Annotated in this window: 10 protein-coding genes; 4 read left to right on the forward strand and 6 right to left on the reverse strand. The window is 49.2% G+C overall.

The features are described 5' to 3' along the window. Positions 1 to 489: 489 nt before the first annotated feature. A complete protein-coding gene (yihA, locus tag VSR74_RS22140; protein ID WP_347796693.1) occupies positions 490 to 1,125 on the forward strand; it encodes a ribosome biogenesis GTP-binding protein YihA/YsxC in 636 nt (211 codons plus the stop codon). 122 nt (positions 1,126 to 1,247) lie between these two features. Here yihA and VSR74_RS23345 read toward each other — a convergent pair whose 3' ends face one another. Together VSR74_RS23345 and polA are read right to left on the reverse strand one after the other, a co-directional pair. Continuing rightward, entirely contained in the window at positions 1,248 to 1,295 is a 48-nt protein-coding gene (locus VSR74_RS23345) for a spot 42 RNA, inhibition of DNA synthesis (RefSeq protein WP_071892919.1), read from the reverse strand. 166 nt (positions 1,296 to 1,461) lie between these two features. Then, positions 1,462 to 4,254: a DNA polymerase I gene (polA, locus tag VSR74_RS22145; protein WP_347796694.1), complete on the reverse strand. Its 2,793-nt coding sequence runs from the start codon at positions 4,252 to 4,254 to the stop codon at positions 1,462 to 1,464. Between the two features lie 369 nt (positions 4,255 to 4,623). Here polA and VSR74_RS22150 point away from each other — a divergent pair, with 369 nt between their 5' ends. After that, positions 4,624 to 5,556: an acyltransferase gene (locus VSR74_RS22150; RefSeq protein ID WP_347796700.1), complete on the forward strand. Its 933-nt coding sequence runs from the start codon at positions 4,624 to 4,626 to the stop codon at positions 5,554 to 5,556. Positions 5,557 to 5,599: 43 nt separating this feature from the next. Here VSR74_RS22150 and VSR74_RS22155 read toward each other — a convergent pair whose 3' ends face one another. From VSR74_RS22155 to VSR74_RS22170, 4 genes are all read right to left on the reverse strand, one after another. Further along, positions 5,600 to 7,069, reverse strand: coding sequence for a DUF945 family protein (locus VSR74_RS22155; protein ID WP_347796695.1), 1,470 nt, complete (start codon positions 7,067 to 7,069; stop codon positions 5,600 to 5,602). A gap of 159 nt (positions 7,070 to 7,228) precedes the next feature. Further along, entirely contained in the window at positions 7,229 to 7,852 is a 624-nt protein-coding gene (gene dsbA, locus VSR74_RS22160) for a thiol:disulfide interchange protein DsbA (RefSeq protein ID WP_347796696.1), read from the reverse strand. A gap of 27 nt (positions 7,853 to 7,879) precedes the next feature. Continuing rightward, positions 7,880 to 8,866, reverse strand: a complete 987-nt coding sequence (locus tag VSR74_RS22165; RefSeq protein WP_347796697.1) for a serine/threonine protein kinase — start codon at positions 8,864 to 8,866, stop codon at positions 7,880 to 7,882. Between the two features lie 77 nt (positions 8,867 to 8,943). Beyond that, positions 8,944 to 9,213: a YihD family protein gene (locus VSR74_RS22170; protein WP_015966571.1), complete on the reverse strand. Its 270-nt coding sequence runs from the start codon at positions 9,211 to 9,213 to the stop codon at positions 8,944 to 8,946. Between the two features lie 68 nt (positions 9,214 to 9,281). On the opposite strand from VSR74_RS22170, the gene mobA reads away from it, so the two are divergent. Continuing rightward, positions 9,282 to 9,854, forward strand: a complete 573-nt coding sequence (mobA, locus tag VSR74_RS22175) for a molybdenum cofactor guanylyltransferase MobA (protein WP_347796698.1) — start codon at positions 9,282 to 9,284, stop codon at positions 9,852 to 9,854. Beyond that, positions 9,851 to 10,357: a molybdopterin-guanine dinucleotide biosynthesis protein MobB gene (gene mobB, locus VSR74_RS22180; protein ID WP_347796699.1), complete on the forward strand. Its 507-nt coding sequence runs from the start codon at positions 9,851 to 9,853 to the stop codon at positions 10,355 to 10,357. The genes mobA and mobB overlap by 4 nt, the downstream gene beginning before the upstream one ends. Positions 10,358 to 10,407 lie beyond the last annotated feature (50 nt).

Raw genomic sequence — 10,407 nt, forward strand, 5'->3', positions numbered from 1 at the left:
TTTTCTTGACTCTCTACCCTTAACGGGCACTACATTCCATGTTAGCTACCGACACACCCTGTCTTTCCTTTAGCCTGCAACGATCCCTGTATAACTCCATTTCCTTTCACTACGTCTCCGGACGTTTGTCTTCCTGACAATCCTAAGTCTTCGCCTCCTGGCGCTCCTGACCCTCATCCTGAGTTAGAAATCCTTCCGGCGTCCTCGCCAATGAGTGATACTTTACCTTGTTGAGCTAAACTAACAAGCAGCGAAACGGCACATAAATATAAAATCAGAGTTTTCCCCAACATTAACTCTATGATTTATCTATTTTTACCGATTTTTCCTTCTCAAACTTCTCTGAAATTTCGCATAGGGTTTATGGGCAATATCCCACAAACTGTAGGGGTTTTGCTTACATCCTGTAGACTCGCTGAGGAAAATCAGCCTTTTTTTACCGATCGGGTATAATCGCCAGCATTGCCTGATTTAACGGAGACGACCGTTTTGACTAACTGGAACTACCAACTGACGCACTTTGTAACCAGTGCGCCAGATATCCGCCATTTACCTTCCGATACCGGAATCGAAGTGGCATTCGCAGGCCGCTCCAACGCCGGGAAGTCCAGCGCGCTGAATACACTGACGAATCAAAAAAGCCTGGCGCGTACTTCAAAGACGCCTGGTCGCACACAGCTCATCAACCTGTTCGAAGTAGCAGAGGGAAAACGTCTGGTCGACTTACCAGGCTATGGCTACGCTGAAGTTCCTGAAGAGATGAAAATCAAATGGCAGCGCGCGCTGGGTAAATATCTCGAAAAACGCCTGTGCCTGAAAGGTATTGTCATTCTGATGGATATTCGTCATCCGCTGAAAGATCTCGATCAGCAGATGATTCAATGGGCGGTAGACAGCGAGATTGAGGTGCTGGTGTTGCTGACCAAAGCCGATAAGCTCGCCAGCGGCGCGCGCAAAGCGCAGGTCAATATGGTTCGCGAAGCTGTGCTCGCCTTTAACGGTGATGTGCAAGTTGAGGCGTTTTCATCGCTGAAAAAACTGGGTGTGGATAAGCTGCGTCAGAAGCTGGACACCTGGTATAGTGAAATTCCGCCAGAAGAGGCGCCGGAAGAAGCCGAAGAGTAAAAATGCAGGCGTCGGATGCCACTTGTCCGACCCGGATTTTATATGAAAGCTGCCGTTCGGCGGCTTTTGTTTCGCCCAATAAAAAACGCCCCGGTCATTACTGACCGGGGCGGCTAAAATATTCAGCCAAATCCGATTACGTGAAGTAAAAGGTCTGAAAGATAGAACATCTTACCTCTGTACCCTACGCGAATAACTCTACTCTTTTTTTTTGGTCACAGAAAGCACTTTTTGTAGTTTTTTTTCATTCGTTACATAGCTAATTCTAATGTTCATCACAAAACGCTATAAGTTATGTTGCTTACTTACCAAAAAAGCGTCTGATTCTGTGAAATCTTAGTGCGCCTGATCCCAGTTTTCGCCACAGCCGACTTCCACCAGCAAAGGCACATCCAGTTTGGTGCTGTTCTCCATCAGTTCATGGATTTTTTTCGACACCATATCCACATCATCTTTATGTACTTCAAACACCAGTTCATCGTGCACCTGCATGATCATACGCACGCGCGGCTTTTCACTCTCAAGCCATGCATCAACAGCAATCATCGCGCGTTTGATGATATCCGCAGCGGTACCCTGCATCGGGGCATTAATCGCGGCACGTTCAGCCCCGGCACGACGAGCGCCATTGCTGGACTTGATGTCCGGCAGGTAGAGACGGCGGCCATCCAGGGTTTCAACATAGCCCTGATCTTTCGCCTGTGCACGTGTGCGCTCCATATACTCCAGCACACCAGGGTAACGTTCGAAGTAGAGATCCATATACTTCTGCGACTCTTTGCGCGGGATATTAAGCTGGCGAGAAAGGCCAAAGGCGCTCATACCGTAGATCAGACCAAAGTTAATCGCTTTGGCGCTGCGACGCTGCTCGCTGCTGACACGCTCAAGCGGCAAGCCGAACACTTCAGCCGCCGTCGCACGGTGGATATCCTTCCCTTCAGCAAACGCGGTCAGCAGGCCTTTATCACGCGACAGGTGCGCCATAATACGCAGCTCGATTTGTGAGTAGTCCGCAGAGACAATCACGTAATCTTTCGGTGCAATAAAGGCCTGGCGAATACGACGCCCTTCATCATTACGTACCGGAATGTTTTGCAGGTTCGGATCCGTCGAGGAGAGACGCCCCGTAGCTGTGACAGCCTGATGATAAGACGTGTGCACGCGCCCGGTTTTCGGGTTGATCATCAACGGCAGCTTGTCAGTATAGGTCGATTTCAACTTCGCCAGGCCACGATACTCGAGAATAACTTTCGGTAGCGGGTAGTCCAGCGCCAGCTCTTCAAGCACCTCTTCAGACGTTGACGGTGCGCCGCCTGGGGTTTTCTTGAGCGGTTTAATCCCCTGTTTTTCAAAAAGAATAGTTTGCAACTGCTTCGGAGAGGAGAGGTTAAACTCTTCACCCGCAATCTCGTATGCTTTTTGCTCCAGTTCCACCAGCCGTTTGGCGATTTCCTGAGAGTGAGCATGCAGCACCGCCGGATCAATCTTCACGCCGTTCCGTTCTACGCGTGACAGCACAGGTACCAGTGGCATTTCGATATGTTTGAAGACATTCAGCGGCCCCTCATCTTTCTGTAGCTTCGGCCACATTTTCAGGTGCAGTTGCAGGGTGACGTCAGCATCTTCAGCCGCGTAGCGACCCGCTTCTTCCAGCGCGATCTGGTTGAAGGTGAGCTGATTTTTACCTTTACCGGCAATCTCTTCAAAGGTGATGGTTTTGTGCTTCAACCAACGGTCGGAGAGGCTGTCCATGTCGTGGCGGCCTGCGACGCTATCCAGCGTGTAGGACTCCAGCATAGTGTCATAGGCGATACCGCGTAACTCAATGCCATAATTGGCGAGGATCCCACGGTCATACTTCAGGTTCTGCCCGACTTTCAGGCATTTTTCATCTTCCAGCAGCGGCTTGAGCAGTTCCAGCGCACGTTCGCGGGAGATTTGCTCCGGCGCATCGAGATAATCGTGAGCAACTGGCACGTATGCAGCGACGCCGGGCTCCACCGCAAATGACAGGCCAACCATGTTAGCGGAGACATTCTCAAGACTGTCCGTTTCCGTATCGAAAGCAAACAGCGGCGCTTTTTTCAGTTTCTCAATCCATTCAGCTAACGTTGCTTCATCAAGGATCGTCACGTAGTTGTCAGCGCTGAGGGTTGCTGCGGTTTCTGCTTCATCTTCAACAACGATGGTTTCCGCCGGCTTAGCCGCTGATTTGGTCGGCTTCGCTCCTTTTCCCTGCAACCATTTGCCAGACTCAACATCGGTTATCCAGCGTTTAAACTCATACTTTTTAAACAGGTTCAGTAGCTCTTCCGCCGCAGGCGGCTGAACTTCCAGTTGTTCACAGCTCAGTTCCAGCTCGACGTCGGTTTTAATGGTCGCAAGCTGATAGGAGAGATACGCCACATCTTTGTTCTGCTCCAGTTTGGCCGCCATCGTTTTCGCGCCACGGAAGCTTAGCCCGGCAATTTTTTCCGGCTCAGCATAGAGCGTATCCAGCCCACCCAGCCCCTGTAACAGAGCCTGCGCGGTTTTTTCACCAACCCCCGGAACGCCCGGAATGTTATCCGAGGAGTCGCCCATCAGTGCGAGGAAATCGATGATAAGTTCTGGCGGTACGCCATATTTTGTCACCACTTCTTCGGGGCCGAGAATGGTGTTAGTCATGGTGTTAATCAGCGTGATCCCCGGCGTGACCAGTTGCGCCATATCTTTATCACCGGTACTGATCAATACAGGACGCCCTACCGCTTCAGCTTCACGCGCCAGTGTACCGATAACATCGTCCGCCTCAACGCCCGAAACGGCCATCAGTGGCAGCCCCATGGCTTTTACCATGGCATGCAGCGGCTCGATCTGCGCACGCAGATCGTCAGGCATAGGTGGACGGTGTGATTTGTAATCCTCGAACAGTTCATCACGGAAGGTTTTGCCCTTCGCATCGAATACCACAACAGCATGCGTCGGCTGGTACTGCAAAAGCAGGCTGCGAAGCATATTCAGCACGCCATACATCGCGCCAGTCGGCTCGCCTGCACCGTTGGTTAGCGGAGGGAAAGCATGATACGCCCTGTAAAGATACGAGGAGCCGTCAACGAGGATAAGGGGATTTTCGGGGATCTGAACCATAATTTCCGTGCCTGTTTATCAGATTATGGGTAAAGGATGCCACAGACAGCTTAAAAACATGAGTTTTTAAGCCCATTCAGTCGAAAAGATTTGCAGATCTTCTGGATCGCTCGCAAAGAAAAGCTGTGGATAACTTTGTGAATAGTTTTATTATGATAATAAGTCCGGATCATTTTGCCTCACATCATCAACAAATAACCAATATTTATCAATCAGTTGAATGCAGATCGATTACAAAACACCGCAGGTGGCGACAATTTATCCTGTGTGGATATAAGAAGAGGTTATTTTTCTATTCTGGTAAGACCCGTCATTAAGGCCGTTTTCTGATAGAATCAGCACCTTGTGCGTTTTGCCTGCGCACTTTATATAACTAACTATCTGAATAGACTAATTATGTCGAGATTGCTCGCAGCGGTAACGCTTCCCATAAGTATCGCGCTCACTATTTTACTGACCATACTATGTTCCGTACCGATCATCATCGCCGGGATCGTTAAGCTTATTTTGCCCATCCCGGTAATCTGGCGCTCAATCTCCGTCTTTTGTGATTTCATGATGTACTGCTGGTGTGAAGGGCTGGCCGCGCTACTGCACCTCAATCCTCATCTAAAATGGGAGATTGAGGGTCTGGAAACGCTGAATAAAAAGAATTGGTATCTGCTTATCTGTAATCACCATAGTTGGGCTGATATCGTGGTGCTGTGCGTGATTTTCCGTAAGCACATTCCAATGAATAAGTATTTCCTGAAACAGCAACTGGCCTGGGTTCCGTTTATCGGTCTGGCCTGCTGGGCGCTGGATATGCCGTTTATGCGCCGCTACTCGCACAGCTATCTCATCCGCCACCCGGAGCGTCGCGGAAAAGATGTTGAAACCACACGCCGCTCCTGCGAGAAATTTCGCACGCACCCCACCACTATCGTGAATTTTGTTGAAGGATCGCGTTTTACCGAAGAGAAACACCGCCAGACTCGCTCACCTTACAAAAATCTACTGCCGCCAAAAGCGGCCGGTATTGCGATGGCGCTGGGCGTGTTGGGTGCTCAATTCGATAAGTTGCTTGATGTGACGCTGTGTTATCCGGAGAACAATGACAGCCCGTTCTTTGACATGCTGAGCGGCAAGCTGACGCGCATTGTGGTACGCGTGAATCTGCTGCCGGTGGCCGAAGAGTTACACGGTGATTATGTCTCAGATAAGAACTTTAAGCGCCGTTTCCAGCAGTGGCTGAATACCCTGTGGGAAGAGAAAGATGCGCTGCTAACGTCACTCATTACGCCGCCCCCGCAGAAGAAATAGTGTTTTACCCGCCTCCTGAATGACAGGAGGCGGGTTTATCAACTTATGGCAGGAAACGACCGCCCCGCGCCATAAACTCTTCCGCAGTCATCTCTTTCCCATTAAAGACAACTTTGCCCTGCTGATACTCGAAATCGAGCTTCGCCGCTTTGTCGTCCAGGCTGATAAGATCCATCATCTTGCCAATCGTCATGGCATTGTTAACATCTTTCTCAGCCTGTTTTTGTGCCGTAGCGTCATCCTTACCCTCCGCCAGCTTTATTTGCTTAGCGGTATAGGTGAAAACATCCAGAGGCAGCAAGACATTTGCCGTGATGGTTTTGACATTATGATCGACCTGTTCGGTTAACGAACCTGGTGTAAAGGTGGCTTTGGCCGGATCGGCAGTGGCGATATTAAGATTGGCCGTCATTTCACCTTTGTCATTTTTCCAGCTAATTGGTAGTTTGATCACTGGTTCGCTTTTCTGGATGTCGGCAATGTACTTCTCGAGCAGTTTCAAACTGATCTCGTCCATTGCGTCTTCATCATGACTCAACGCAGGATTGGCAACGATAGCCTTACTGAGTTCTGCATTGTAATCAGTAAATAGCTGGTGAACCGCGACAGGGTCGATATTCTCTAAGACCAGCGCGATTTTACCGCTTCCCAGATTTTGTTTTTCGCGAATCAAATCCTTGATGCCATATTCGAGGGTATAGTTTATGCGCTTTTTATCACTGAATGATGCCAAATCAGACATTCCAGTCAATGCATTAATCTGTATTAACTCTTTCCCCTTAGAATTAACCCGTATATTGTTCAATGATACAACAGCGTGCCCAACGGAAATATTATCATCATCCTTATGACCCGTTGACGTCACAGTCATTGAATCTGAATAAACTTTTACATCGTTACTATCCTGGCTAATAACAATGTTCTTTAACTGCCCATTAATTCGTGCATCATTGAGCGGTGACTTTTCACCAGACACATTAAATTCGCCACCATCCAAAGCAAATGTTGTCTGGGTATCAGAATAAGAAGCTGGCGCCACTACAACCTGAGTCGAGAAAGATTTATCATAGCTTACACGAATATTTGCATCAATTGGCGAGTGCCCTTTAGCCGCGTCAAAGAGTGGTTTGGTGATCTCACCGTTAACCAGCGACACGTTCATCGCCGCCACTGCCGGGCCCAGGCTTCCTTTTGCCAGCGAGGAAAGCGGGAAAGGGCCATGGTCAACATCAACGTTAAACGTAACGTTCTGCCCGGCTTTGATGCCGCTGGCCTCTGCGCCATGTTCAAAGGTCAGCACCACCTGAAAATGAGAACTCAGCAAGCCGCTGGAAAAGTCCTTGTAGCTTAATGTCATCCCCATTTTTGATGATTTCGCTTTACTGGCCTGATTAAATGAAGAAACAAAGTCGGCAACTTTCGGTTCGACCTGTTTACCGGTATACCATGCGCTCCCCATCCAACATACACCTAAAGCCACTACCACACCCGCCGCCACGACACTCTTTTTCATAATAATCATCCCTAATAAATGTGTGCGGGCATTATATGAAATAATATCGACAGTCAGTATCTTTGCCGGGCTCGAAAACGCATTATCAGAATGTGTTTATCCTGTGGGTACAAAAAAGGCCCGCAACAATTTGCGAGCCTTATATATTTTTAATTGAACTTATTTTTTCTCAATAAGTTGTTTTACAGTGTCTGCATACTGCTGAACAAAAATTTCCATATTGCTCGCATCCATACCCTGCGGATTCAACTGATATTTACCGTTAACGAACATTGCAGGAACGCCCTGCAATTGCAGGTCGGCTGCAGCTTTTTCCTGCTGCGCGACCAGGGATTTCACCACAAAGCTATTCCAGGCAGCATCGTATTCTTCACCTTTCACGCCTGCATCAACGAAGACCTTACGGATATCAGCAACGTTCTGGACAGTCTGTGTTTTCTGAATAGCTTCAAACATCGGCGCAGTGATTTTATCTTCCACGCCCAGTGCCATCGCAACGGCCCACGCCTGAGTCAGGTCTTTACCCAATGGGCCAAGGAACTCAACGTGGTATTTGGTCATTTTGGTGCCTTCCGGCAGTTTCTCTTTCACTTTATCGGAAACATGCAGCACTTCTTCAAACTGATAGCAGTGCGGGCAGTAAAAAGAGAAGAACTCCAGCACCTGTGGCTCGCCGGCAACAGGTTTTTCGAGGGTTGTATATTGTTTACCATCGGTAATCTGCGCAGCGGAAGCGCTGAATGCCAGAATCATACCTGCCAGCGCAAGCCAAATCTTTTTCATAACGAATTCTCTCCTGAATATGTCAAATTAATACATTGGCGTTAACTGAAGAGGGGGTTCCTGAAGAACCTTCACCTGCTCAATAAATATCGAAATCTGTTGCAACCAGAAATCCTCCCCGGTTAACCACGGGAAATTCTGTGGGAAAGCAGGGTCATCCCAGCGTCTGATAATCCACGCAAGATAATAAACCAATCGCATCGCGCGTAAAGGTTCAATCAGGGCCAACTCATCGAGATTGAAATTGCTGAACTCCTCATAGGCTTCAACAATCATCTCCATCTGCATACGCTGTTCGGCACGGTCGCCGTTTAGCAGCATCCATAAATCCTGTACAGCGGGGCCAGTGCGCGCATCATCTAAATCGACAAACAATGGCCCGTCACGCCAGAGAATATTTCCGGCATGGCAGTCGCCGTGTAAACGCAGCGTGTTAAAGCGGCTATGCCACTGCTTCATCACCGCATCAATCAGATTATCCGTCGCCTTCAGGAAACGCTCTTTTAGCGCAGAGGGAACCAGAGCGGAATGCTCGAAAACGGCGCGAGGCTCAAGCAAATACTCTTTAACGCCAATCTCAGGACGGGCAACAAAAGCTGATTTTCGCCCGGTTTGATGCAGGCGACCGAGATAACGTCCAACCCACTCCATCTGATCGAGATTGTCGGATTCAAACTGGCGACCACCGAGGCTTGGGAAAACGGCGAAATAGAACCCCTGGTGGGTTAGCAAGGTTTGGTTATTAAAAGCGATTGGCGCCGCTACGGGGACTTCATCAAGAAGAAGCTCTTGCGCGAACTGGTGCTCTTCCTGAATTTGTTCAGCAGACCAGCGTTCGGGACGATAGAACTTCACCACCATGCGGCGGCGATCTTCATCCTGAAATTGATAAACCCGGTTTTCATAGCTGTTTAACGGGGTAAGGCCTGAATCCACCCGAATACCCTGATCGAATAACGCATCAATGATGGTATCCGGGTGTAATGTCTGAAAAGTGAAAGCCTTGTCGTTCATCCTGCTAATCCGACTAACTATACGAATGGTTCAGGATATCATCTCACAGCGCTTTCAGTGGCAGTGCTTACAACCTTTTACTCTTTAATCACACCGCGGGCACGCAGCAACGCAGTTTTAAAGTCTTCTTCATAATCTTTCTGAATACCCGGGATCACGGCATCTTTTGCCGAGTCGCGCATTTTCAGGTGGTAGATCAGGATATCATCCGTTAAATCTGCCAGTTCACCCTCATAACCTGACTCCTTCGCCAGTTTCTGCAAAAATTGCATCAGGTTCAGTTCCGGCTCTTTCTGCCAGGCTGGCTGGAGGAGTTCAATAACTTCATTGAGACGTTTACATTTCATGGTCGTGCTCCTTACTCTTGATTAACACACGGTAGCAGGGTCAAACCCACAATAAAAGAGGCGATATAGTGAATATAACGGGTGTCGTGCTGGCGGGCGGTAAAGCGTCGCGGATGGGCGGAAAGGATAAGGGCCTGATGACGCTACATGGGAGACCTCTATGGCAACATGTGGCGGATCGTTTACAGCCACAGGTCGATTCAGTAGCGATCAGCGCAAATCGCAATATCGAGGTTTATCAGGCCAGTGGATTTCCCGTCTATCAGGATTCGCTCGCTGATTTTCCCGGGCCGCTTGCCGGAATGAGCTCCGTAATGCAGCAAGCTGAGGGTGAGTGGTTTCTGTTCTGCCCCTGCGATACCCCGTTTATTCCGGCAAATCTCGCTGAGCGTCTGCGATTACAACGTAATAATGCGCCTGTGGTTTGGGTACATGATGGCGATCGCGATCATCCAGCTATCGCCCTGGTGCATCGTCATATTGCACCGGCGATAGAGGCTTATCTCGCGCGCGGTGACCGTCGAGTAATGGTATTTATGCGTGAAGCTGGCGGGCATTCAGTGGATTTCAGTGAATGTCGGGAGGCTTTTAGCAACGTGAACACGCTTGAGGATTTAGCCCGGTACGAGGAGCGTCCATGATCCCCTTATTAGCCATAGCCGCGTGGAGTGGCACCGGTAAAACAACGTTACTCAAGCAGTTGATCCCGGCGCTATGCTGCCGTGGGATCCGCCCTGGCCTGATAAAACATACGCACCATAATATGGATGTCGATAAGCCGGGTAAGGATAGTTATGAGTTACGCAAAGCAGGAGCTGCGCAAACACTGGTGGCCAGTAAGCAGCGATGGGCATTGATGACAGAGACGCCAGAAGAGGAGGAATTAGATCTCACCTTCCTGGCCAGCAGAATGGACGAGTCAAAGCTGGATTTGATTCTGGTAGAAGGGTTTAAGCATGAGGAGATCGCGAAGATTGTGTTGTTTCGCGAGGATGCAGGGCATGAGCAAAAAGAGCTGATGCTTGATAAGCATGTTATTGCCGTAGCCTGCGATGCGCCACTTAATGTTGATGTACAGTTATTGGATATTAATGACGTGGAAAGCGTGGCCGATTTTATTGTACGGTGGATGCGGATGTTGTGAACGCTGCCCTGCCCGGTAACTCCGGGCCTGCCTTCCGAAGTTATTTCGCA

The organism is Pseudocitrobacter cyperus, assembly GCF_039889165.1.
Taxonomy (GTDB): Bacteria; Pseudomonadota; Gammaproteobacteria; order Enterobacterales; family Enterobacteriaceae; genus Pseudocitrobacter; species Pseudocitrobacter cyperus.

What these genes read in the sequence shown, in the direction of transcription:
- polA (WP_347796694.1), bottom strand. Translation starts at nt 4,254, where the DNA reads ATGGTTCAGATCCCCGAAAATCCCCTTATCCTCGTTGACGGCTCCTCG.
- VSR74_RS22155 (WP_347796695.1), bottom strand. Translation starts at nt 7,069, where the DNA reads ATGAAAAAGAGTGTCGTGGCGGCGGGTGTGGTAGTGGCTTTAGGTGTA.
- dsbA (WP_347796696.1), bottom strand. Translation starts at nt 7,852, where the DNA reads ATGAAAAAGATTTGGCTTGCGCTGGCAGGTATGATTCTGGCATTCAGC.
- VSR74_RS22165 (WP_347796697.1), bottom strand. Translation starts at nt 8,866, where the DNA reads ATGAACGACAAGGCTTTCACTTTTCAGACATTACACCCGGATACCATC.
- VSR74_RS22170 (WP_015966571.1), bottom strand. Translation starts at nt 9,213, where the DNA reads ATGAAATGTAAACGTCTCAATGAAGTTATTGAACTCCTCCAGCCAGCC.
- mobB (WP_347796699.1), top strand. Translation starts at nt 9,851, where the DNA reads ATGATCCCCTTATTAGCCATAGCCGCGTGGAGTGGCACCGGTAAAACA.